This is a genomic window from Streptococcus sanguinis (assembly GCF_019928825.1).
Taxonomy (GTDB): domain Bacteria; phylum Bacillota; class Bacilli; order Lactobacillales; family Streptococcaceae; genus Streptococcus; species Streptococcus sanguinis_L.
Window position 1 is genome coordinate 1 of the sequence record NZ_JAHZOP010000003.1, and the last position, 25,461, is coordinate 25,461.

At 43.2% G+C, this 25,461-nt stretch carries 19 protein-coding genes; 3 read left to right on the top strand and 16 right to left on the bottom strand.

The genetic code is table 11. From position 1 onward, the window contains the following. Positions 1 to 228 precede the first annotated feature (228 nt). From K1J09_RS06105 to K1J09_RS06135, 7 genes are all read right to left on the bottom strand, one after another. A complete protein-coding gene (locus tag K1J09_RS06105) occupies positions 229 to 1,155 on the bottom strand; it encodes an ATP-binding cassette domain-containing protein (RefSeq protein ID WP_223323496.1) in 927 nt (308 codons plus the stop codon). 10 nt (positions 1,156 to 1,165) lie between these two features. After that, the gene (locus K1J09_RS06110; RefSeq protein WP_002898856.1) at positions 1,166 to 2,233 is read right to left on the bottom strand and encodes an ABC transporter ATP-binding protein; all 1,068 of its coding nucleotides are present in this window, start codon (positions 2,231 to 2,233) and stop codon (positions 1,166 to 1,168) included. A gap of 8 nt (positions 2,234 to 2,241) precedes the next feature. Further along, positions 2,242 to 3,168: an oligopeptide ABC transporter permease OppC gene (gene oppC / locus K1J09_RS06115; RefSeq protein WP_002898857.1), complete on the bottom strand. Its 927-nt coding sequence runs from the start codon at positions 3,166 to 3,168 to the stop codon at positions 2,242 to 2,244. After that, complete coding sequence (locus K1J09_RS06120) at positions 3,168 to 4,664, bottom strand: ABC transporter permease (protein ID WP_004192144.1); 1,497 nt, start codon at positions 4,662 to 4,664, stop codon at positions 3,168 to 3,170. The genes oppC and K1J09_RS06120 overlap by 1 nt, the downstream gene beginning before the upstream one ends. 64 nt (positions 4,665 to 4,728) lie before the next feature. Beyond that, positions 4,729 to 6,714: a peptide ABC transporter substrate-binding protein gene (locus tag K1J09_RS06125; protein ID WP_223323499.1), complete on the bottom strand. Its 1,986-nt coding sequence runs from the start codon at positions 6,712 to 6,714 to the stop codon at positions 4,729 to 4,731. 233 nt (positions 6,715 to 6,947) lie between these two features. Continuing rightward, positions 6,948 to 8,918 carry a peptide ABC transporter substrate-binding protein gene (locus tag K1J09_RS06130; protein ID WP_223323501.1) on the bottom strand — a complete coding sequence of 657 codons (1,971 nt, stop codon included), beginning with the start codon at positions 8,916 to 8,918 and terminating at the stop codon, positions 6,948 to 6,950. Between the two features lie 173 nt (positions 8,919 to 9,091). After that, a complete protein-coding gene (locus tag K1J09_RS06135; RefSeq protein ID WP_223323502.1) occupies positions 9,092 to 11,047 on the bottom strand; it encodes a peptide ABC transporter substrate-binding protein in 1,956 nt (651 codons plus the stop codon). Between the two features lie 292 nt (positions 11,048 to 11,339). Here K1J09_RS06135 and pbp3 point away from each other — a divergent pair, with 292 nt between their 5' ends. Next, positions 11,340 to 12,608: a D-alanyl-D-alanine carboxypeptidase PBP3 gene (pbp3, locus tag K1J09_RS06140; protein WP_111675345.1), complete on the top strand. Its 1,269-nt coding sequence runs from the start codon at positions 11,340 to 11,342 to the stop codon at positions 12,606 to 12,608. 138 nt (positions 12,609 to 12,746) lie between these two features. Here the strand turns inward: pbp3 and sufB are convergent, their stop codons facing one another. The 9 genes from sufB to K1J09_RS06185 form a co-directional block, all read right to left on the bottom strand. Then, positions 12,747 to 14,159, bottom strand: coding sequence for a Fe-S cluster assembly protein SufB (gene sufB / locus K1J09_RS06145; protein WP_002893631.1), 1,413 nt, complete (start codon positions 14,157 to 14,159; stop codon positions 12,747 to 12,749). Between the two features lie 17 nt (positions 14,160 to 14,176). Next, positions 14,177 to 14,614 carry a Fe-S cluster assembly sulfur transfer protein SufU gene (gene sufU / locus K1J09_RS06150; RefSeq protein ID WP_061592734.1) on the bottom strand — a complete coding sequence of 146 codons (438 nt, stop codon included), beginning with the start codon at positions 14,612 to 14,614 and terminating at the stop codon, positions 14,177 to 14,179. Further along, on the bottom strand, positions 14,601 to 15,833 hold the full coding sequence (locus tag K1J09_RS06155; protein ID WP_223323504.1) for a cysteine desulfurase: 1,233 nt from the start codon (positions 15,831 to 15,833) through the stop codon (positions 14,601 to 14,603). Before K1J09_RS06155 ends, sufU begins: the two co-directional genes overlap by 14 nt. Before the next feature lie 40 nt (positions 15,834 to 15,873). After that, a complete protein-coding gene (gene sufD / locus K1J09_RS06160) occupies positions 15,874 to 17,136 on the bottom strand; it encodes a Fe-S cluster assembly protein SufD (RefSeq protein WP_223323506.1) in 1,263 nt (420 codons plus the stop codon). 41 nt (positions 17,137 to 17,177) lie between these two features. Then, positions 17,178 to 17,948, bottom strand: a complete 771-nt coding sequence (sufC, locus tag K1J09_RS06165) for a Fe-S cluster assembly ATPase SufC (RefSeq protein ID WP_002893635.1) — start codon at positions 17,946 to 17,948, stop codon at positions 17,178 to 17,180. 89 nt (positions 17,949 to 18,037) lie between these two features. Further along, a complete protein-coding gene (locus tag K1J09_RS06170; RefSeq protein ID WP_270619277.1) occupies positions 18,038 to 19,204 on the bottom strand; it encodes a glycosyltransferase family 4 protein in 1,167 nt (388 codons plus the stop codon). After that, positions 19,195 to 19,947, bottom strand: coding sequence for an adaptor protein MecA (mecA, locus tag K1J09_RS06175; protein WP_223323510.1), 753 nt, complete (start codon positions 19,945 to 19,947; stop codon positions 19,195 to 19,197). Before mecA ends, K1J09_RS06170 begins: the two co-directional genes overlap by 10 nt. 173 nt (positions 19,948 to 20,120) lie before the next feature. Then, complete coding sequence (locus K1J09_RS06180; RefSeq protein ID WP_223323512.1) at positions 20,121 to 20,963, bottom strand: undecaprenyl-diphosphate phosphatase; 843 nt, start codon at positions 20,961 to 20,963, stop codon at positions 20,121 to 20,123. 139 nt (positions 20,964 to 21,102) lie between these two features. Next, positions 21,103 to 22,998 carry a DUF2207 domain-containing protein gene (locus K1J09_RS06185; RefSeq protein ID WP_223323514.1) on the bottom strand — a complete coding sequence of 632 codons (1,896 nt, stop codon included), beginning with the start codon at positions 22,996 to 22,998 and terminating at the stop codon, positions 21,103 to 21,105. Positions 22,999 to 23,129: 131 nt separating this feature from the next. On the opposite strand from K1J09_RS06185, the gene K1J09_RS06190 reads away from it, so the two are divergent. Further along, the gene (locus K1J09_RS06190; protein WP_223323516.1) at positions 23,130 to 24,695 is read left to right on the top strand and encodes an ABC transporter substrate-binding protein/permease; all 1,566 of its coding nucleotides are present in this window, start codon (positions 23,130 to 23,132) and stop codon (positions 24,693 to 24,695) included. Next, positions 24,692 to 25,432, top strand: coding sequence for an amino acid ABC transporter ATP-binding protein (locus K1J09_RS06195; RefSeq protein WP_223323518.1), 741 nt, complete (start codon positions 24,692 to 24,694; stop codon positions 25,430 to 25,432). The genes K1J09_RS06190 and K1J09_RS06195 overlap by 4 nt, the downstream gene beginning before the upstream one ends. Positions 25,433 to 25,461: the final 29 nt, after the last annotated feature.

Sequence of the window (25,461 nt, forward strand, 5' to 3'; positions counted from 1 at the left end):
GTCACCCTGCACTTGGTTCGTCTTGTTCAGTTTTCAAAGGGCTTTGTCTTTCGCGACAACTATATTAGTATATCACCTATACCTACTACCTGTCAATACCTTTTTTGAAAAAAATTTAAAAAATATTATTTTTAAATTGCTGGATTGTTTCGCATACCTTTGAGACTGGTAAATTGACCTACATTCTTTCTTTTAAAGGCGCAAAAAATGCCCTTTCGGACATTTTTTCTATTCTTGTTCTTGTTTATACTTTTCGAGTTCAGCCTTATTAGCCCAGACGTAGTGTCCTGGACGAATCTCAGACATTTCTGGTTTATCAACAGAATAATCGTGCTGTTCAGGATCATAGACCTTCAACACTTTCTTGCGTTCTAAGATTGGGTCTGGAATTGGAACAGCTGAGAGCAGGGATTGTGTGTAAGGATGGACAGGATGGTTGAACAATTCTTCTGTTTCAGCTACTTCTACAATGACACCTTTGTAAATCACGGCGATACGATCAGAAATAAAACGAACTACCGAAAGGTCATGGGCAATAAACAGGTATGTCAAGCCAAGCTCTTTTTGGAATTTTTTCAAAAGATTTAGGACCTGAGCTCGAACAGATACATCCAAGGCTGAAATCGGCTCATCAGCAATTACGAAATCTGGTTGCATGACTAAAGCACGAGCAATCCCAATCCGCTGACGCTGTCCACCAGAGAATTCGTGAGGATAGCGAGTTAAATGCTCAGCCAACAAACCAACTTCATTGATGATATCTTTGACTTTTCTTTGACGGTCTTCTTCACTATCAAACAAATGGTAATTATAAAGACCCTCAGATATGATATAGTCAACTGTTGCACGTTCATTCAGGCTAGCTGCTGGGTCTTGGAAAATCATCTGAATCTTGCGAATCAAGTCCGCTTCTTCTGCTTTTGACTTTTTACCATTAATCTTTTTGCCTTCGTAGAAGATATCACCTGAACTGGTATCATTAAGGCCGATAATAGCTCGACCAATAGTAGTCTTACCAGATCCTGATTCTCCTACAAGAGAGAAAGTTTCTCCCTTGTTAATGAAGAAATTTGCGTTTTTTACTGCTACAAATTTCTTACTTCCTTCGCCGAAGGAAATTTCTAAATCTTTAATTTCAACTAATTTTTCAGTCATTTCCTTCCTCCTAAGCTTCTAATTGATTGAAGCCCATTTTTGAACGAATTTTTTCATGTAGATTTTCGATAATCTCTGGTTTATCAACCTTAGGCGCATCTTCGTGTAGCAACCAAGTCTTTGCCCAATGAGTATCTGAAACATTGAAAGCCGGTGCTTCTTCTTCAAAGTCAATTGACATGGCATAGTCAGAACGCAAAGCAAAGGCATCTCCTTTGATTGGTGAATAAAGTGACGGCGGAGTTCCAGGAATCGAGTAAAGAGCACCATTCGCATCTGCCAATTGAGGCAAGCTGGATAGCAAGCTCCATGTGTAAGGATGTTTTGGCTCGTAGAAGATTTCTTCAACTGTACCGTATTCTACAATTTCACCGGCATACATGACCGCAACCTTATCTGCAATACTAGCCACAACACCAAGGTCGTGCGTAATAAAGATGGTTGTGAAATGATATTCTTGCTGCAAGGATTTGAGCAAGTCAATGATCTGCGCTTGAATCGTTACATCAAGGGCCGTTGTCGGCTCATCACAGATAAGAATATCAGGACGGCAAGCCAAGGCAATAGCAATAACAATCCGCTGACGCATACCACCTGAGTATTGGAAAGGATATTCTTCGAAACGTTTTTCCGCATCTGGAATCCCGACCTTACTCATATAGTCAATGGCCATTTTTTTAGCTTCTTTAGCTGATTTCCCTTGGTGCTTGATTATGACTTCTGTAATTTGGCTTCCAATCGTATTAATGGGATCCAAGCTCGTCATCGGATCTTGGAAAATAGTCGCAATTTTTGCACCGCGAATTGGCTCCCAATCCTTATTACTACGAAGAGTTGTCAAATCTTTGCCGCGGTAGTCAATAGTTCCTTTGGCCACACGGCCATTTTCTTCTAACATACCAGTAAATGTTTTGGTCAAGACAGACTTACCTGAGCCTGATTCACCAACAATAGCCAGAACTTCGCCTTCAATCAAGTCCAGAGAGACTCCACGAATAGCTGTTAAAACTCGGTCGCGAACATCAAATTCCACGACAATATCGCGAGCAGTCAATATTACATTTTCATTCTTTGTCATATTTACTCCTATCTATGTGTACGTGGATCGCTGGCGTCGGCTAAGTTTTGACCAACTACGAAGAAGGTAAGGGATACCAAAATCAGAGTTGTGAGTGGAATCCAAAAGAGGTAGGCATTCGTCGTCACGTTTTGAGAATAATCTGAGATCAAGCGTCCCAAACTTGGCACTGTTACAGGAAGCCCTAATCCAAAGAAGGACAGAAAGGCTTCGTAAGAGATAAAGCTTGGCAACATTTGTGAAGTGGTGGTCACGATAACAGATACTAACTGCGGCATAATGTTCTTCGTAACAATCTTGAGAGTCGGTGTACCAAGAGTACGAGAGGCAAGGTTGTATTCCAAATCCCGATAGCGCATAATCTGCACACGGATGGTGTAGGCAATACCGACCCAACCAGTAATCGTCATGGCAAAAATAAGATTCCAGAAACCAGCACCGATAGAGTAGGTCAAGACAATAACAATCAAGAGGGCTGGGATATTTGAAATGATATTGTAGATTTCCATCATGACACGGTCAACTGTTTTGGAAATTCCCCAGATACCGCCAATGATAACTCCGATAGCCAGATTAATAACCGTCGCAATAATCGAAATGAGAATAGAGTTACGGGCACCAAACCAAACACCGTCAAAGAGAGACTTACCATTACTATCTGTTCCAAACCAGTACTGGGCACTTGGCTTGATATAACGCATGCTAAAGTCATTTACCTTGCTCACGTCATTAAAGTCGAAGTTTGAAAACATAGGATAAATGAAGCTCATGAGAATAATGGCAATCAGAATCCCCAGCATGGTAATGGTTGATTTCTTTTTCAGAAATTGACGCATGACTGATTTCCAGTAAGAATAGGCTGGAGCATCAATCGTTTCAGAGGCAAAATCGTCACGTTTGACAAATTGGAATTTGCTTTTATCAATTGTAGCCATTATTTACCTCCTTTAGATGTTAACTTAATACGTGGGTCCAGTACAGTCATCAGAATGTCACCCAGCAAGAGAGCAAAGATAGACAGACATGTGAAGATGAATACAAGACCAACAACCATAGAGTTATTGGATGCTTTAACAGAATCAATCAGCATCTTACCCATACCAGGAAAGGCAAAGACAGTTTCTGTCAGAGTCGCACCTGCAATAACACCAACGATTGAAGCTGGGATACTAGATACCAGCGGCACCATAGCGTTTTTAAAGATGTGCTTGTTAGAAATTTCTTTTTCAGAGAGACCCTTAGCACGTGCAAAGCGGACAAAGTCCTGAGACTGCAGGTCAATCATATAACGACGAATCCAAACAGCTGTCCAAGGAGCACTCAAAAGCCCTAAAATAACAGCTGGAAGGACATAAGAACGCCAATCTCCTGCTCCCAAGATTGGAAAGGAGTCTGGAAGACCAACAGCAGACCCCGCCAAACGAACGATGTAGACCAATGCGATGGTTGGCAGTGACATCATAAAGGTCAAGCCCGCTGTAGAAATGCTATCAAACCATGTATTCTTGAGTCGAGCCATGTAGGATCCGAGTGGAATAGCAATCAGATAAGACAGAGCCACACCAATTAAACCAATAATGGCTGAGCTGGTAATCATGGACGGATTTTGATAGTTGCTTTGAGTCGCTGTATAGGCATCTCCCTTACCAAACTTAGCAATGTCCTGTGAATCGGCTTTGCTTGGCGTCTTATAGGTACGAGAATAGATATTTACAGACGATGTCTTTTTACCTGTTGGGAATTGAACTTCAGAAGACTTAGTTTGTCCTTGTCCCTGCGTAATAACCTGCAGAACAGGGATATTGGCATAGGTTGGATAAGAATTCCCTAAATTAAAGGTAATAAAGTTCTGGTGGACAAATGGAAACTGACCATTAAAATAAAGCAGATACTTATGCTTGGTACCTGAACCCACAAGAGACCAGCCAACAGAAGGATCATTTTCAAACCGGATATAACGCTCTAGGTTTGGATTTTCCTCATCTTGGATAACATTTGGATGGTCAATTTGAATCAAATTAGCATAGAACTCAAAGACACGTTCATACACAGGTACTTCACGTACAGCGTAGAATTCTCCGCTCAGTGGGAACTTCTGCAATTTCCAGCCATTACCAAGTTTATCAACATACTTCTGATAAATCTTCTCGTTTGCTTCTGTAGCTTCTGTGGTAACAGAAGAATCTTCCTTGCTGGCTTTCTCCTGCAGTTCCTTTGTATCATAATAGTCAATGTAGCCCATCCGCTCAAAGATAGTGTTTTCATAGTTAGTCTTTTTATCTTTATTTGTCGCTATCTTATTATAGTTAGGATCCTGCTTGAAAATCAACCTTCTTGGCACCATAGTATAGATAATGGCATAAGTCAGGGTCGTCACCAAGAAAATCGACACAATTGAGCGTAAGATACGCATAAAAATATATTTTTTCATTTATCGTTTCCTTTAAATTCCAAAAGAACTTTCTCCTCTATTAGAGAAAGTTCTCTTAGCAAGCTTATTTCACGTGGTCTGCTAATTCTTCTTGAGCTTTTTTATTAGATTCCGCACGTTCTTTATTCCATTTTTCCTGAGCGCTATTATAATCTTTTGTCGTTACAGGCTCATCCTGCAATTTCATGTATTTATAACTTGCTGCTTCACGCGCCTTAGCACCAGACCAAGCAAACGGTGCTGAGAAAGGCACTACCTTAGTCAAGGTTGGACGACCTGTTCTAGAAGTTACCGGAATCAACAAAGCACTATCAGTCAGCCAAGCCTGAGCAGCCGCATATTTTTCATAACGCTTGTTCAAATCTTGCTTTTCTGCACCAGCTTCGTCAACCAGCTTGGTATATTCATCCAAACCAACTTGTTTCGCTGCGGCATTATCTGTGCCATCAAATCCTAAGAAGGTCTTGGTGTTTTCACCACCAGGTTTGATAACATCCAGATAGGTAGATGGGTCTTGATAGTCCGGAGACCAGCCGACATTATCTGAAATATCCCAGTCCTCTTCAGCAGCAGAAGGAGCAAACAAGGTAATGTTAGTCACTTCATCCTTAGACAATTGGTGAACATCAATCACAACATTATCTGTTCCCAAAGTCTTCTCAATGGATTGCTTGAGGGATTGAACGCGCTGTACTTTAGAAGTAGCTGTTTGATCAACCGGAATGTCCAGATGAATTGGGAATTCCACTCCATCAGCTTTCAAAGCTTCTTTTGCTTTAGCGAATTCAGCCTTTGCTTTGTTCTCGTTATAGAGACCATCTTGACCATCTGAGAAGTCAACGTCTTTCCATTCGTCGCCATAAGTTACTACTTTTTCCTTAACTAAGTCACCGAAGGACTTGTCACCAGCCTGCACAAATGTAGGTGGGATGTAAAGGTTACGAAGAAGTTTGTCTGCTCCGTCCTTACCATTAATCTGAGATGCATAGGACTCACGATTGAAGGCAAAGGTCAAAGCCTGACGGAAGTCCTTGTTAAGCAAGGCTTTCTTAGTTGAAGTCTTTTGAGCTTCTGACGTCTTAGCAGTATGGTTGTAAGACTGACGATCAATGTTTGTACCTACTAAGAAAGTTGAGGCATCTTGAGGTGTATAGACGATATTATCTTTAAAGTCTTTTTCAACCTTTTCATAGGTCGCACTAGTTGGGAAGAGTCTAGCTGTTGTCAGAGCCCCTTGACTGAACTGATCAGCTAGTTTCCCTTGATCTTGTCCATCATAGAAAGATAGTTTCACTGCATCTACGTGAACATTTTCTTTGTCCCAATAATTAGGATTCTTCTCAAATTGGATTTCAGATTTTGAAGTCAATGATTTGAGCAAGAAAGGTCCGTTGTAAAGCAAACTTGTTGGATCAGTTGCTTGAGCGAACTTATCGCCTTGGTTTTCCAAAAAGTCTTTGTTTACTGGGTAGAGAATTCCCATTGTAGTCTTAGAGTTCCAGAAGCTTTCTGGCTCATTAAGAGTATACTCAACGGTATGATCATCAACTGCTTTAATCCCTACTTCTGAGAAATCAATCTTCCCAGAAATATAGTCCTTAAGCCCTTTGACAGAATCCTGAACCAAGTAGATTGTTTCAGATTTATTGTCTGCTGCATACTTAAGACCTGTAACAAAGTCTTCTGCTGTCACATCTGCATACTCTTCACCTTCAGAAGTATACCACTTAGCATCTTTGCGAAGCTTATAAGTATAAGTTTTTCCATCTGGTGATACAGTCCATTCCTCTGCCATTGAAGGAACCAAGTTTCCATATTGATCGTTTTCTAAAAGACCGTCAATGACATTGGCAGTCAAGTCTGTTGTAGCAGCTTTACTTGAAGTGAGATAGTTCAAGTTTTCAGGATCTGTCTCGTAGATATAATTAAAGGTGTTTGAAGAGTCTGAGCTGCCTGACTTTGTGTTTGGCTTAGAGCCTGAGCAAGCTGCAAGAAAGCCAGCTGCAAGAAGAGTGACTCCTGCTAATGCAAGGACTTTGCTTTGTTTCATATGGGTTTCTCCATCTTTTAGATTTTTAGATTTAATTAAGATTATAGCATAGATAGTACTAAAAGTAAAATAAATTTTCAGAATATTAAGTTAGCTCACTAGCACCCTAAGATGTTTATGCATTTGCTTTCCTCAGATGTTTATTATCTAGGATTAGACAAGCTTAGTCTCGCCCATTTCGACTCTAAAATCATCAAAAATCCCACTGTCTGCTACAATGGGATTTCCTTGCTTTATTTGATATGTTCTGCGAGTTCTTCTTGAGCTTTTTTGTTGGATTCTTCCTTTTCCTTTGCCCATTTTTCACGCGCTTTTTCATATTCTTTAGTCGTTATTGGTTTATCTTGGATTTCAACATATTTAAAGCTGTATTCACCCTTGTTTCCAGTCCAAGCAAATGGTCCTGAGAACGGAACAACCTTACGGACACTTGGTGTTGCACCAGATGACCATGCCGGCATCAACAGGGCACTGTCTGTCAGCCAAGCCTGAGCTGCAGCATACTTTTCGTAACGTTTGTTAATATCCTCGTTTTCTGAAGCAGCGTCCTCCAAGAGCTTGTCATACTCTTCAAAGCCGGCCTCTTTAGCTGCTGCATTATCTGTTCCAGGGTCAAAACCAAAGTAGCTGTCAACATTCTCACCAGTCTTAGAGCCAGTGATTTCCAGATAAGAAGATGGATCGTTATAATCTGGGCTCCAGCCGAGATTATTATTCAAGTCCCAGTCTTCTTGAGATGCCGAGGTCGCAAAGTAGGTGATATTATTCAACTCATCATCTGTCATCTGCTGAATATCAATCACCACATTGTCAGAGCCAAGATTAGCTTCGATAGACTGCTTCAGTGACTGAACACTTTTAACGCCATTGGTATCTGCTGAGCTGACTGGAATATCCAGATGAATAGGGAATTCTACTCCTTCTGCCTGCAGCGCTTCTTTGGCTTTGGCAAATTCTGCCTTGGCTTTTTCTGGATTATAAAGACCATCCTGAGCGTCGTCTAATTTGACTCCCTTCCACTCATCACCGTAGCTAGCCAGATTTTCTTCTACAATGCTGCCGAACTCTTTACCATTAGCTTGAACAAAGGTTGGCGGAACAAAGGTATTACGAAGCTGCTTGTCTGCTGCTTCTTCGCCATTGGTTTGTGCAGAATAAGCAGTACGGTCAAAGGCAAAAAGCAAAGCCTGACGAAAATCTTTATTGAGCAGTGCTTTCTTAGTGGAAGATTTCTGTGCATCCGTTGTCTTAGAAGTATGCTCGTAAGACTGACGATCAATATTAGTTGTAACAAAGAAGGTTCCTGAGCCTTGAGGGGTGTAGACGATATTGTCGCCATACTGTTTCTTCACACTGGCAAAGTTTGAGCTGTTTGGGAAAAGACGAGCAATGGTGTAGTTGCCGTCAGAGAAGCCACGCACCAGCGATTCTGTATCTTGCCCATCGTAGTAAGAGAATTTGACAGTATCAATTTTCACCTTTTCCTTATCCCAATAGTTTGGATTCTTCTCTAAACTAATTTGAGATTTCGAAGTGATGGATTTCAAGATAAACGGACCGTTATAGAGGACACTAGTTGGATCTGTCCCCTGAGCAAACTTGTCACCTTTTGATTTCAGAAATTCTTCATTTATCGGGAAAAGAATCCCCATGGTTGTCTTAGAATTCCAGAAACTTTCTGGCTGATTCAAAGTATACTGAACAGTAGAATCATCCACCGCCTTAACACCAACTTGGGAGAAGTCAGTTATTTTACCATTAACATAGTCGTCCAAGCCTTTAATGGATTTTTGAACGATATAGAGACCATCAGACTTGCTGTCTGCAGCATGCTTCAGACTGGTCACAAAGTCCTTAGCAGTCACATCTGCATACTCTTCACCATCAGAAGTATACCATTTCACTCCCTCACGAAGCTTATAAGTATAGGTCAGACCATCCTTTGAAACGGTCCAATCTTCCGCTAGAGAAGGCACTAAGTTACCATACTTATCGCTTTCCAGCAAACCATCTACTACATTAGCCATAATCTCATTGGTTGCCCGTTTATTGGACACTGTGTAATCCAGCGTATCTGGATCTGCGGTATAAACATAGCTATAGTTTTTCCCAGATGAATTGGAGCCGCCAAACGAACAGGCAGCCAAAATTCCTGCAGAGAGAATGACAAGCCCAGCAGCTGCAGCTAACTTAGATGTTTTCATAAACTTCCTCCAGTTTTCATTAAGATTACTTTCATTATAGCACTTCTGCGACAGGATGTAAACGCTTCAATGTAATGGAGGCCAACATAAAAAGAGAGAACAAAAATGTTCTCTCAACTAAATAACTTGATTCAGGACAGCCACAAAGAGACAAACTTTTGCTGTTCAAAATCTTATTTGATATGTTTTTCTAGCTCTTCTTGGGCTTTTTTATTGGATGCTTCCTTTTCTTTTTCCCATTTCTTAAGAGCTGCTTCGTAGTCTTTAACTGTCACAATATCATTTTGGAGCTCCATGTTCTTAAAGACATAGGCATCTCCTTTAATTCCGACATAAGAGTAAGACTTGGTAAATGGCACAACCTTCTGAACGACTGGTGAACCACCACCAGAAACACTAGGAATAACAATGGAGCTATCCGTCAACCAAGCCTGAGCTGCTGCGTACTTGGTGTAACGAGCATCTGTATCTTGTTTTTCTTGATCAGCTTCATCCAGCAAAGCCTTGTATTCATTCAAGCCAACCTTATTTGCCACATCAGCATTTTTCCCTTTTTCTATACCAATATTATCTGCAGCATCACCTGTTTCAGGGTTAAAGATATTCAGATAAGTTGATGGATCTTGGTAGTCTGCTGACCAGCCAGATATGTTGAGATCGTAGTCTTTCTGAGCTGCTGTTTCTGCAAAGTAGGCAGAATTATCAAAGTCATCTGTTGACATTTGCTGAACATCAATAACGACATTTTCTTGGCCAAGCGCTGATTCGACAGACTGTTTGAAGGAGTTCGTCCGTTGTACCAAAACCTTGTCAGACTGATCGACAGGGACGTCAATATGGATTGGGAATTCTACACCTTCAGCTTGCAAGGTTTCTTTTGCCTTGGCAAATTCCGCCTTGGCTTTATCAGCATTGTAGATGCTGTCTTGGGCATCTGTCAGTTTGACACCGCTCCACTCATCACCGTATGTAGGAAGTTTGCTCTCTACTACATCTGAAAAGTCTTTGCCATCAACCTGCACGAAGCTAGGAGGAACTAGCAAGCTACGGATGAGTTTAGTCGCCCCATCTTTACCATTCATCTGAGCTCCAAAAGATGTCCGGTCAAAGGCAAAGTTGATTGCCTGACGGAAGTCTTTATTTTGAATAGCAGCTGTAGTTGATGCCTTTTGAGCATCTGATGTCTTAGACGAATGATTATAAGTCTTACGATTCAGATTGAAAGCAAAATAGAAACTAGTTGAATTCTGTGGTGTGTAAATAATATTGTCTTTGTACTGCTTTTCTACAGAAGCATAGTTAGAGCTCGTAGGGTAAAGCCGTGCTTGAGAATAAGCCCCGTCTGAGAAGTTGCGGATCAAGGATTCCTGATCCGAACCATCAAAATAAGTCAGTTTTATATTTTCAACCTTGACATTGTCCTTATCCCAATAGTTCTGGTTTTTAGCATATTCAATGACAGACTTAGAAGTGAATGCTTTCAGAACATAAGGTCCGTTATAAAGAATGGAAGAAGGTTTTACGGTACCAAAATCTTTGCCTTGTGACTTCAAGAAATCCTCATTGATGGGGAACAGAATCCCCATGGTCGTCTTAGAGTTCCAGTAGCTTTCTGGCTGGTTGAGCGTGTATTCGACCGTGTGGTCATCAACTGCTTTTACTCCAACTGTTGAGAAGTCTTTAGACTCTCCTTTGACATAGGCATCCAAGCCTTTGATAGAGCTTTGGACGATAGGAAGAGCTTCAGAATTTTCATCTGCCGCGTGCTTCAAACCTGCTACAAAGTCTTGTGCTTTAACCTCTGCATATTCTTCACCATCTGATGTGTACCACTTAGCATCTTTACGAAGCTTATAGGTATAGGTCAAACCATCCTTTGAAACAGTCCAGTCTTCCGCAATAGATGGAACCAAATTGCCATATTTATCATTTTCTAAAAGGCCGTCCACCAAGTTTGTAATAACATCGGACGTAGTAGCCCGATTTGAATTGACATAGTCCAAAGTATCAGGATCACTCAAATAGACATAAGAATAGGTATTACTGGCACTAGAGCTTCCACAAGCAGCTAAGATTAGTGTTGACACGACTGTCAGTCCAGTAATGGCCAACCATTTAGATTTTTTCATGAGCATTCTCCTTCTCAATTTATATTGTATTATTATACAATATTTTTTTATAAAAACAAATGTTTTATGTAGAAAAATAATAATTTTCTATTTTTCAGCTTGTATATCTGTATTATTTCAAATATTTTTCTATTTTGTGAGTTTTTCCGAAAGATGCTTTTATAAAAAATCTCTTTAAGGGGATTACCCTACTTTTCTCTACATTTATTTTGTAACCTTTTATTATCCTTGATTTATAAAAGAAAAGAGAATTTTATGATACAATGGTTATATCTTGTTTTAGGGGAAAGAAATGAAACGATTATTCCTATGTTTACTAGTTTTGGTCGGAATGACCGCCAACAAGGTGGCAGCAGATGATTTCAACATTGCCGCTAAAAGTGCAATGGCTGTGGATGCTACTTCTGGAAAGATTCTCTACGAAAAAGATGCTAATACTCCAATCGAAGTCGGCTCCATCACCAATCTTTTGACCGTCTATCTGGTCTATGAAGCCATTGACAGAGGAGACTTGACTGCCGATACTTATGTTGATATTTCAGACTACGCTTACAGTCTGACATCTAATCCAAATATCAGCAATGTCCCTTTGGAAGCCAAACGTTACAAAGTCAAAGACTTGATTGCCGCTTCCTTGATGTCCAGCTCCAACAGTGCCACGATTGCTTTGGCTGAGAAGGTTGGGGGCAGCGAAGAAAATTTCGTCCAAATGATGAAGGCTAAGCTTAAAGAATGGGGTATCAAAGATGCTACTATTGTGAACTCCACAGGGCTGAATACTCTTCTTCTGGAATACGCAACTGAAGAAACAGACTATACTGCCTCAGCTAGCACAGCTAAAAAAAGCAAGGACACTGAAAACAAATTCAGCGCCTACGACTTGGCTGTTATCAGCCGGCATCTGATTATGGACTTCCCTCAAGTGACAGAGATCACTTCCAAGTCCACAGCCAAAATTGCGGGGACGAGTCTGGAAAATTATAACTTCATGCTGGAAAACCAGTCCAACTTCCGCTCAGGTGTGGACGGACTCAAAGCCGGCAGTTCGGAGAAGGGAGGCTCTTCCTTTGTTGCAACGACTACTGAGAATGGCATCCGCATGATTACAGTTGTGCTAGACGTTGAGCAAACTGACGGAGACCCTTACGCACGCTTTGTAGCCACAGCGTCTTTGATGAACTATGTTTCGCAAAACTTCACCCAGACGACCATTGTGGCCGAGGGTGAAGCCTACAATAAAAGCCATTCAACCGTTATTGACGGCAAACAAAAGACCGTGCCAGCCGTTGCCAGCAAGGATTTTACCATCATTGAACGCATCGCCAATCAGGCGGAACACAAAGTAGAATTCTCCACCAACGAAAAAGGCTTCCAAGCTCCACTGAAAAAAAATACTGAGCTCGGAACCTTGACCTATAATGACCCTGAGCCAATCGGCCAAGGCTATCTGGAAAACAAAGCACCTTCTGTCACAATGGTAGCCGGCCAAGAGGTGGAAAAAAGTATCTTCTTCAAGGTCTGGTGGAATGACTTCGTCCGCTATGTCAACGAGAAATTATAAAAAAAGCCGCGAATCAAATGATTCGCGGTTGTTTTGTATGTTTTGTAAATGTTGGACTAGAACTAGTAAACTTCTTTGAATATTAACTCGCAATGCGGTTCTTTAAGCAGTGATTTAAAGTTTCGCCTAGACAAAGCTTTATCCAACTGATCCTTCCATTTCATAGCTAATCAAGCGGTTAAGCTCAACAGCATACTCCATAGGCAGTTCTTTGGTGAAAGGTTCGACAAAGCCCATGACAATCATTTCGGTTGCTTCGGATTCGGACAAGCCACGGCTCATGAGATAGTAGAGCTGCTCTTCGGAAATCTTAGAAACCTTGGCCTCATGCTCCAGAGCCACCTGAGAGTTATGAATTTCATTAAAGGGAATGGTATCTGATGCCGAAATATCATCCATGATAATCGTATCACACTCAATATGGCTGACAGATTTCTGTGAATTCTTTCCAAAGGTCACTTGACCGCGGTAATCCACTTTACCTCCGCCCTTAGCAATAGACTTAGACACGATAGATGAGCTGGTATGCGGAGCATTGTGAATCATCTTAGCCCCTGTATCTTGGTGCTGATTGGTATTGGCAAAGGCAATGGAAAGCATAGTTCCACGCGCTCCAGGTCCATCCAGATAGACAGACGGATACTTCATAGTCGTTTTCGCACCGAGGTTCCCGTCAATCCACTCAACTGTCGCATCTTTCATAGCCCGCGCCCGCTTGGTCACGAGGTTGTATACATTATCGGACCAGTTTTGAATAGTGGTGTAGCGCATATAGGCCCCATCGAGGGCAAAAATTTCAACAATCGCAGCATGCAAGCTATTGCTGGAATAAGTCGGAGCAGTACATCCTTCTACATAATGGACGCTAGCACCCTCATCAACGATAATCAAAGTCCGCTCAAACTGACCCGAATTTTCATTGTTAATCCGGAAATAAGTCTGCAAAGGAACATCTACCTTGACACCTTTTGGAACATATATGAAGGTACCACCTGACCAGACGGCGGAGTTGAGAGCTGCTAGCTTGTTATCTGTCGGAGGAACCAGCTTAGCAAAATACTGCTTGAAGAGCTCTGGATATTCCTTTAGAGCTGAGTCGGTATCCGTGAAAACGATTCCTAGCTTTTGGAACTCTTCCTTCATATTGTGGTAGACCACTTCTGATTCATACTGGGCCGCCGCACCAGCGAGATAAGCTCTCTCTGCTTCTGGGATCCCAATCTTCTCAAAGGTTTCCTTAATCTTCTCAGGCACTTCATCCCAGCTTCTAGCAGGCTTATCAGAAGCCTTTTGGTAATAAATCAAGTCATCAAAATTAATTTCTGACAAATCCGGCCCCCAAGTCTGCATCGGCATCTTCTTGAAAGCCTCGTAGGATTTGAGGCGGAAATCCAGCATCCACTCTGGTTCATCCTTGGCTGCAGAAAGCTCACGAATGACCGCTTCATTCAGCCCTTTCCCTGTCGAGAGAACAGGTTCAACATCGTCATGGAAACCAAACTTGTATTCACCGAGATCAATCGGTTTTGGTTCTACTCTTTCTTCTGACATAATTTCCTTTCACATTCTTACTTTTTATCTTCTTCAATTGCTCGCTTGAGGGCATTCCAACCCAAGGTCGCACACTTAATTCGCTGCGGGAATTTGGCAACGCCTGCTAAAAAGGCTCCATCTCCCAATTCTTTCTGGCGACTGTCTTCTTGACCCTGAACCATCTGCGAGAAAACTTCTGCTAATTCCAGCGCCTGCTCTTTTGTCTTGCCCAGAACCGCATCCGTCATCATACTGGCCGAAGCCGTTGAAATGGTACAGCCGGAATTCACAAAAGCAATATCCTCTATCTGATTTTTAGCATTAAACTTCACTGACAAGCTGATAACATCGCCACAGGTTGGATTATTGAGGACTACTTGCTCCACATCTTCCAGCTTCCCATGATGATGGGGGTGAGCCGAGTGATCAGTCACAACTGCCTTGTAAAGACTGTCTAACTTAGAAAGCGCCATTGAAAAACTCCTTTGTCTTTTCTAAAGCATCTACCAGCTTGTCACAATCTGCATAGGTATTGTAGATATAAAAGCTAGCCCGAACAGTCGCTGGCACCTGTAGATAGGTAAGCAAAGGCTGGGCACAATGGTGACCCGCCCGAACAGCTACTCCTTCGTAGTCTAGAGCCGTCGCGACATCATGCGGATGGAGACCATCCAAGTTAAAGGCAATCACGCCCGAACGCTGGGCTAAATCCTGAGAGCCATAAATGGTCAAGCCTTCCACTGCCTGAAGCTTAGGAAATACGTAGGCAATCAGGTCCTGCTCATGCTGGGCAATGGCATCCATACCCAAGTCTTCCAAATAATCAATGGCTGCCGCAAGACCGATTGCTCCTGCCATATTCGGAGTGCCAGCCTCAAACTTCCAAGGCAATTCCTTCCAGGTCGCTTCCTGCTCATAGACAAAATCAATCATTTCGCCGCCGAACTCAACTGGCGACATCTGCTCTAGCAGCTCTTCCTTGCCATAGAGAACCCCGATACCAGTCGGGCCTGCCATCTTATGCCCCGAAAAGGCGAAGAAGTCCACATCCAAATCCTGTACATCAATCCTCATGTGCGGAATGGATTGAGCCCCATCCACCACCAAAAGCGAACCTTGCTGATGAGTCAGCTGGGCAATCTCCTTGATGGGATTGATGACACCAAGGACATTGGAAGCATGAGCCAGAGAGACAAACTTTGTCCGCTCGTTGAGCTTGGCACGGAAATCCTCCATATCCAGAGCACCGTCTTTGAGATAGACATAGACCAGCTTGGCTCCAGTCTTCCTACAAGCTTCCTGCCAGGGAATGACATTGGAATGGTGCTCCATAATCGAAATCATCACTTCATCACCAGGCTGCAGCCTTTCAGCCGCAAATTGAGCCGCCCAGTTAAGGCCCGTCGTAGTTCCTCGTGTAAAGAGGACTTCTCTGCTTGAAGCTGCATTGATAAAAGAATGAACTCTTTCCCTGGCTGCTTCATAGGCCGCTGTCGCACGCTCGGCTAGCGTATGCACACCGCGGTGCACATTGGCATTGTCTCTAAGATAGTAGTTTTCAATAGCTGCCAGCACCTGCTTGGGTTTCTGGGTTGTCGCCGCATTGTCCAAATAAACCAAAGGCTCATCATTGACAATTTGGTCCAAAATGGGAAAATCTTGCTTGATTGCTTCTGCGTTAAATCCAGACATGAAGACTCCTATCTACTTTTACGGGACAAGGCCCAGCTTTTTATCTTTTTGCGAGAATAATATCGATATTTTCAATCATTTCATCACGGACTTCCTTAACAGGGATTTCTACTATCACTGAGCCCAAGAAGCCACGAACGACCAAGCGCTCTGCTGTTGCCTTATCAAGACCCCGACTCATGAGATAATACATATCCTCCGGATCCACCTGACCGATAGAAGCCGCGTGACCAGCTGTCACATCGTTTTCATCAATCAAGAGGATTGGATTAGCATCTGAGCGCGCTTGATCAGACAGCATAAGAACCCGGCTTTCCTGCTGGGCATCTGCTCCTTTAGCCCCTTTGATAATATGACCGATACCATTGAAGGTCAGAGTTCCTTTTTCTAGGATAACTCCGTGCTGCAGGATATTTCCGATAGAGTTGCAGCCATAGTTAGTTACTCGGGTGTCAATTCCTTGAACCTGCTTACCACTGGAGAGAGCCACCACTTTCATATCCGCATGGCTGCCCTTGCCATAAAGGTCGCTATCAAAGTCAGCCACAACATTGCCTTCGTTCATAACACCGATGGCCCAGTCAATCATAGCATCATTGTCCAGCTTGCCACGACGGCTGATATAAGCCGTTATATTTTCGCCCAAGCGGTCAATAGCTGAAAACTTAATCTGAGCTCCAGCCTGAGCAATAACTTCGACAGTGATATTAGCTGTTACTGGAACAGAGCCCTCACCGTAAGTTTCCAGACGTTCCAAGTAGTTAACCTTGGAATGCTTGCCCGCGATAATCAAAATATGCTTGTTAAAAGGAACATCGCTTTCGCTGTCCTGATAAAAAATTCCTTCAATCGGCTGATCAATCTCAACATTGTCCGGCACATAAAGAACCGCACCGCTGTTGAAATAAGCCGTGTGGTAAGCCGCCAATTTGTCCTCGTCATACTTGACCGCAGACATAAAGTGCTTTTCTACCAACTCTGGAATCTCTTCCAAAGCAGAGTGAAAATCTGTGAAGATTACACCTTGCTCTGCTAAATCAGCCGGCAATTGCTCCAGAACAGTATGAGTTCCCACTTGGACAAGCTTGAGATTGTCTTCTAGAGCTGTAAAGTCTGGAACACTTGTCAGCGGCTCACTCTCTGAAATACGGCCGTCACCCAGATTCCAACGGTGAAATTTAACCCGCTCAATACGCGGCAATTCTAACTGGTCAATCTTATCAAAGGCCTGCTGGCGCAGTTGAAAGAGCCAATCTGGCTCTGCATGTAGCTGTGAAAATTCTTGAATCAATTCTTTAGTCATGTCATTCTCCTATCTTTTATCAAAGTCAAAAGAATGTTTGACTAGGCTTCTTCGGTATAGGTGAAGCCCAACTCTTCAGCCAATTTAGCATAGCCTTCTTTCTCCAAGCGGACTGCCAATTCAGGACCGCCAGAAAGAACGACTTTACCATCCATCATGACATGAACTACATCTGGAGTGATATAGTTGAGCAGGCGTTGATAGTGAGTGATAATCATAGCACCAAAACCTTCACCTCGCATAGCATTAACCCCTTTAGATACAACTTTAAGAGCATCAATATCGAGACCAGAGTCAATCTCATCTAAAAGTGCAAAAGTCGGCTCTAGCATGAGCAACTGCAAGATTTCATTGCGCTTCTTTTCACCACCGGAGAAACCTTCATTAAGGTAGCGCTCAGCCATTTCTTCTTTCATGTTGAGCAGTTCCATCTTTTCATCCAGCTTCATGATAAAGTCGCGGACAGAGATTTTTTCCTCGTCTTCCTTGCCAGCATTCATAGCTGCACGTAGAAACTCTGCATTAGTAATACCAGGAATTTCACTAGGGTACTGCATAGCCAGGAAGAGTCCCATGCGAGCACGCTCATCCACTTCCAACTCCAAGATATTGACTCCATCAAAAAGCACCTCTCCTTGAGTCACTTCGTAGTTAGGATTGCCCATGATGGCTGCAGACAAGGTTGATTTCCCTGTTCCATTCGGGCCCATAATTGCTGCAACCTCTCCTGTTTTCAGAGTGAGATTCACCCCTTTGAGAATTTTTTTCCCTTCAATTTCAACATGAAGATCTTTTATTTCTAAGACAGACATTTCTTTTTCCTTTCTTTGCTTAGCTGATTTACATACTTTAGTATACCAAAAAAAAGCCCAAAAGGCTTTTATTTTGTTTAGAGCTATTCTTATTTATTCCTCTTTTGACGCCATTTCCGCCGAACTTCCTCACGGTAGTAGGAGTTGCCAATAAAGCGGAGAATATTGAGCAAAGGAGTACGATTAGGCCCCAAAACTCCGACCAGCTCAGCAAAGAGCTCAACACCCAGAAGTAAGCCTATCATCAAGAGCACGCCACCAATTCGACTGGAAACATTCAACAAGAGAGAAATCATGGCAAAGACCAGCGAAATCCCGTAGATAACCAGCACTGTCCCTCGGTGAGTCAATCCCAAGGACAAGAGTCTATGATGGAGATGGTGCTTGTCAGGCGTGTAGAATTTCTGACCAGACAGAGTACGGCGGATAATCGCTAGAAAAGTATCCGTAATCGGCACTCCTAAGATAATCATAGGCGTCACCACCGCAACAGCCGTTGCATTTTTCAGCCCTTGCAAGGACAAGACGGCAATCATAAAGCCGATGAAGAGAGCCCCCGTATCACCAAGATAGATGATAGCCGGGTGGTAATTGTAAGGGAAAAAGCCTGCAATTGACAAGACCAAGACGAAAATAGTCAGGGTCAGAAAGAGATTGTGTTGGGGCAAAAAGAAGTAAGAAACAATCCCCATCGTCACCAAGGAGATGATGGACACCCCACTCACCAGACCATCCAAACCGTCAATCAAATTAACCGCATTGGTGATAGAAATAATCCACACCACTGTCAAAATATAGGACAGCCAAGGCTCAAAATGCAGGAAAGGTCCGCCAAAAGGAATCTTAAAATCATCCAATCGGAAATCAGTCAGCCACCAGATTAGGCTGGCTGCTAGAACAATTCCACCCATTTTCAGCATAGGCGACAGCTCTTTGATATCATCAACCAGCCCTGTAAAGGCAATAATCAAACCGCCTAGAACGACTGGCCAAACATAATCAAAATAGGTTTGTCCAAAAAAATCTACAGCAACAATCTGCGGCATCAAGAGCAGAGTAGAGATAGAAAAGGCCGCTACAATCGCCAGCCCGCCACTGCTAGGCATGGGCTTTTTATTGATGCGGCGAGCATTGGGATAATCTACCGCACCAATCTTAAAGGCTAAGAGCCGAACCAAGGGCGTCAGAATCACCCCGATAAAAAAAGTTCCCAGCAATACCAAGATAAACTTTAACGGAAAAGTAATCATAGGCATTCAACCTTCTGCAGGCCGGAGACGGCATCTGTCACCAAAAGCAGATGACCGTGCTCCTGCAGCACTGCCCGAGTGATATCTGAATCATCTGCGAATTCACGCATCTTGGCCAAGAGCCAAGCTGGATAGCGCTCTGGGAAGCCCTCAACATCTACTAAAATCGTCAAATAATAAGCTGAATCATACTTATAAAGCTCTGATAAGTCAATCTTATAGTCCACTGTCTGGGCAAAGGCCGCAGCAGCCTTAATATCTTCAAATCGCAGGATGTAGTAAATGTAACGCTCTGCATTTTCTGCTGACTGCTCATCAGCCGCTTCCTGAGAAAACTGCTCCCCTTCCTCAGCTTCGGCTGTTTCCAAAGATTGGACTGCTTCAATGTCTTCCTTACTCTTTTCAAAAATGCTCTTTTCCAATGTCTTGAGGAATTCATCTGGAGACATATGAGACAGCTCGTCCATGTCTGGCAGATCTGCTAAATCCTCAAAGCTCAGATTCTTATCCAACTTAGACTTGGTAACAAAAACATCTACCTTGTCTGGCTTAGGCGTCACACGGAAACTCAGCATACCACTGTCCAAAAAATTATCCGGCATTTCCAACTCATCTAAGATGGTATAGAAAAACTCTTCCGTCTTTTCTTGGGGAACCAAGAAATCGGCCATTTCCATGCCGCGCTCTTCCAAATCTTCCAGCTGAATCGTGATTTTTATGGTCGAATCACTAATCTGTTTCATTTCCATATCTCTACCTCATACACTTCTAGTCCTACTATTATACTAAAAAATCCCCCGTATTTCAAAAAATAGCTAGTATTGCTCTGAAAACAGCAATTACCAAAAAAGCTCTCAGAAAATTCCGAGAGCTTATTATTTCACTACATGAGATAGTCAGAGAAACATTAAAATTACTTCTTTTATCCCATCAAGGCTTTGATTGCTGCATAAACCAGAAGCACGCCGCCCAGGCCAATTCGATATTTCCCAAAAATTGTAAAGTCATGCTTTTTGACATAGTCTGTCAGGAAACGAATCACGACTAGGCTGACTCCAAAGGCCACCCCCATGGCAACTAAGAGCAAGAAAATTTGCCCAAATCCCAGACTGTTCCCATTCTTGATAAACTTAAGAATTTTCCAGCCACTAGCGCCAAACATAATGGGAATCCCCAGATAGAAAGTGAACTCTGTCACGACAGAGCGACTGACACCATTCAAGAGACCGCCGACAATGGTGGCGCCAGAACGGCTAGTTCCAGGAAAGAGAGCTAGAACCTGAAAGAGACCAATCTGCAAGGCTGTCTTGTAAGGCAAATAGGCTAAATCCGTCACAGTAGGCTCCTCATGCTCGCGCCTTTCCAAATAGATAAAAGCTGCGCCATAGACAATCAGCATCACTGACACAGAGACTAGATTGTAGAAATGCGCTTCAAACCAATCATCCAAAAATAGGCCGATAACAGCAGCCGGCAAGGCTGCCACGACCACCTTAGCCCAAAGCTGCCAGGTCTTTTGAACCTGACGTGCTGACTTGCCTGATTTAAAAGGATTGAGCTTGTCAAAATAGATGACGACAACCGCCAAAATTGCTCCCAGCTGGATAACGACATTAAACATTTCCATAAAGGCTGGACTTTGATTTTTATACTGGATAAAATCTTGAATCAAAATCAGATGCCCTGTACTGGAAATCGGCAGCCATTCTGTGATTCCTTCGATGATACCGTAAATAATAGAGATGAAAATTTCAATGATAAACATAGAATACTCCTGAAACAAGGGTTTACTCAAGGAAAGTCACAGTTAAATTCCCAAAGAGTATTAGGTTTTATTATATCACAATTTCAAGGCTAGGAAAAGCCAGTACTAAGACTTTTCCGGCTAGGAGGGAGTTTATCTATTAGAAAGCTCCACCGCCTCCGCCGCCTCCGCCGCCAGAGAACCCCCCACCTGAACTTCCGCCAGATGAGACAGAGAAATTGCTGGCTGTAGTGGCTACATGACCATAGTTTGAGAAGCTGTGCATACTACTATAGAAGGCATAGTGCAGATTAGCCTGAACATAGCTGTCCATAGATGGATTTTCCAAGTGAATCCGACACAGAGCCATGACACGGCTGACACGATCTGCATAGCCAAAGAGGGTCGCATAAACCAAGAGACGGTTCCACAGGATAATGCCTTCGATTTCTGTATTGTCCAGATGGGCAATATCTCGCAGCATATTGGAAAAACTTCGCCACAGATAGAAGTCGTGTGCGCCTTCGTCATTCAGGACGCCATCTCGCCAATAAAGCTGTGCCTTACTAGCAAAAATCAAAATCAAGACAAGACTCACCAGCGCCAAAGGAATATAATACCATATAAAGCCGCCAAAAGAAGCCATATAGATAAAGAAAACAGCGATAGACACTACCAACCCAGCACAAGCTAGAATAATGGCAGTAATCAGCAATCTCTTTTCCTGAACTTTAAGAGGCCGGTAGTGACCAAAGAGACCCAAACGCTTGCCTTCAGAGCGCACTTCTTTAGATAAGGAGCGCAAACTGTTAGTAAACAAGGACTTAATATTGCTACCAATGTTACGGATATAGGACTCATCCGCAGAAGACTTGTGCTTATAAATATCTTCTGAAATTTGATAGGCTGAAAATAGATCTTTCACACTGGCTTGGGATTGCTTGTTGAAAGCCATGCCCAGAAAACGTCTCTCAAAGTCCGCTAGCCCATCATAGGTCGCTATTTGCAGAACAGGATTTTCAGCATCTCCCTGCAGGAGGAGATTGCCCCTATCCAGCAAGTCTAACAAAGTCGCCTGGACCATGTTTTCAAAGTTCAGCACTGCCTTGCCGCCCCTTGTTGGGTCGACATCCTCCATGTCTACCGCGTAAATATTTTCCGCCAAGACAAGGGGAGCCAAGTCCTGAGGAGCTTCGTATAGACGGGCATTCTTGGGATAAGACTGCTTAGGCTTGATCTTCTGGGCAAAGACAAAATAAAGGATAGCCGCTACAAGGATGGCACATAAGAGCAGCAAGGGCATATAAATTTCTCCTAGCTGCCGGTAAAAGACCGTCTTGCGGGCAATCTTTTCTTCTTGAGCTTTAAAGGTTGGCAAGTAGTCACTCTCGTCTTCATTCTGGGACACAAGAGAGACCGCTTGTCGATCCCAATAGCCGTGGAGCTCGACATTATCGCCCGAGCCAATTCCATTGAGTTTGACCAGATAATCGGTGCCATTCTTATCCACGAAAGGCTGGGTTCCAAAGTAGCCACTATGAGCAAAAAGCTCACTCTTATCTGGATTGCTCAAGCCAGAAACTGTCAAAACGACTTCTCCTATCCCCTGATCCCAGTCGCTGATAGGAGTCCAGTTGAGCTCAGCAATATCCCTGTGAAGAAAAAGGAGATTTCTCAGCTGCCAGGTTACAGTGACAACAACTCTGTCACCGTCGTTTCCGGAATTATAGATTTTGACTTCATAGCCATCTCCTAAGTCTCTGACTTGGGGGTTAATGTCCATATCTGGCTCACCATTCGTCAGAACCGAGACCGTCGGATTCCCATCAATGGCAAAGCCATTGGGCATCTTTCCAGCAGAGCCCAGCGAAACAATCTGACCATTATAGTCGTCATTAAACTTGTAGGTCACTTTCTCTGTGTAGGTAGCTGTATTGTCCTCACGCAAAACCAGATCTCCTTGATAGGATTCAATATCATAGTCAACAGCCGAGACAACCTGACCAAAACAAAGGCAGGAAAACAAAACCAACAGAAGATAAAAATATCGTTTCATACTCAACCTCTCTTTACAGATATTTTGTTCTATTATATCATTTTTATCAAGTAAGGGCTTACTAGGATTGAAAAGAACGGTGATTTTCGATAGAATAGGAAGAACTATTATTAGATAAGCAGGAGAAACCCATGAAGAAATTATTACTCACTTTATTTACAGCCCTCCTGGTCGCCTTAGGAACAGTCCATGTTATTCAGGCCGATGACTACCTGAGAATCGGTATGGAGGCAGCCTACGCTCCCTTCAACTGGACTCAGGATGATGATTCCAACGGTGCTGTAAAAATCGAAGGCACCAACCAATATGCCAACGGATACGATGTGCAGATTGCCAAAAAAATTGCACAAGAGATAGGCAAGGAACCTCTGGTTGTCAAGACTTCTTGGAATGGCTTAATTCCTGCTCTGACCTCTGGCAAGATTGACATGATTATTGCTGGTATGAGTCCAACTGCCGAGCGGAAAAAGGAAATTGCCTTTTCCAACAGTTACTACACCAGCGAGCCAGTTCTCCTAGTTCGTAAAGATGGAAAATATGCATCCGCTAAGACTTTAGAAGACTTCAAAGACGCTAAAATCACCTCCCAGCAAGGAGTTTACCTCTACAATCTCATTGACCAGTTGCCTGGCGCCAAAAAAGAAACAGCTATGGGCGATTTTGCTCAGATGCGTCAAGCCTTGGAATCTGGAGTTATTGATGGCTATATCTCTGAGCGGCCAGAAGCCTTGACTGCTGAGACTGCCAACTCCAACTTCAAAATGATTCAGTTTGAGAAAGGCTTTGAAGTCGGCGAAGAAGATGCTTCCATTGCCATTGGTATGCGCAAGGATGACGACCGTATTGAGCAGGCCAATGCAGCTATCGCTAAGATTACCACCAATGATCAAGTCAAGCTGATGGATGAGATGATTCAGAAACAGCCTGTTGATACGGATAGTGAAGCAGCTAAGGAATCATTCTTCAGTCAAGTTGCTAAGATCCTAGCTGAAAACTGGCCGCAATTCCTACGCGGAGCTGGTTTGACCTTGCTCATTTCGATTACAGGTACCATCGCAGGCCTCATCATCGGACTGCTAATTGGCGTTTATCGGACGGCACCAGCTTCTAAGAATAAACTCCTAGCATCACTGCAAAAAATCTTCGGCTGGTTCTTAAATGTCTATATTGAGATTTTCCGCGGAACTCCAATGATTGTTCAGTCCATGGTTATCTACTACGGAACAGCCCAGGCATTCGGAATTTCTATCGACCGGACTATCGCTGCCATTTTCATCGTCTCCATCAACACCGGAGCTTATATGAGCGAGATTGTCCGCGGTGGTATCTTTGCCGTTGATAAGGGGCAATTCGAGGCCGCAACGGCACTGGGTATGACACATGGTCAGACCATGCGCAAGATTGTTCTACCTCAGGTCGTCCGCAATATTCTGCCCGCAACTGGTAACGAATTTGTCATCAACATCAAGGATACATCCGTGTTGAACGTTATCTCAGTAGTAGAGCTTTATTTCTCTGGCAATACCATTGCTACCCAAACCTACCAGTACTTCCAAACCTTTACTATCATCGCTGTAATCTACTTTGTCCTGACATTCAGCGTGACACGCATCCTGCGCTATGTTGAAAAACGCTTCGACACAGACAACTACACGACAGGTGCCAATCAAATGCAGACAGGAGAAGTGAAATCATGACAGAAACCATTTTAGAAATTAAAAACCTCAAAAAGTCCTATGGTAAAAACCAAGTCCTCAAGGACATCTCCCTCACCGTTCATAAGGGAGAAGTGATTTCCATCATTGGCAGCTCTGGCAGCGGAAAGTCAACCTTCCTGCGCTCCATTAACCTACTGGAAACTCCAACCGGAGGTCAGATTTTTTACCGCGGCAAGAATGTCCTAGCAGAGAACTATGATCTGACTCATTACCGTGAAAAGCTGGGCATGGTCTTTCAATCTTTCAATCTCTTTGAAAATCTTAATGTCCTGGAAAATACCATCGTCGCTCAGACAACGGTCCTGAAAAAAGAGCGGTCAGAAGCCGAGAAAATTGCCAAAGAAAACCTCAACAAGGTTGGAATGGGCGAGCAGTACTGGCAGGCCAAGCCTAAGCAACTCTCAGGCGGTCAGAAGCAGCGGGTCGCTATTGCCCGCGCCCTCTCCATGAATCCTGATGCCATCCTCTTTGATGAGCCTACTTCAGCCCTCGACCCTGAAATGGTTGGTGAAGTTCTGAAGATCATGAAAGAACTGGCTCAGGAAGGACTGACTATGATTGTCGTGACCCACGAAATGGAATTTGCCCGTGATGTCTCTAGCCGTGTTATCTTTATGGACAAGGGCGTCATTGCTGAAGCTGGCAGCCCGCAGGATATCTTCACCAATCCCAAAGAAGAAAGAACCAAAGAATTCCTGCAGCGCTTCCTCAGTTAAATTACTTCTATTTTCAAAAGCAAAAAGGA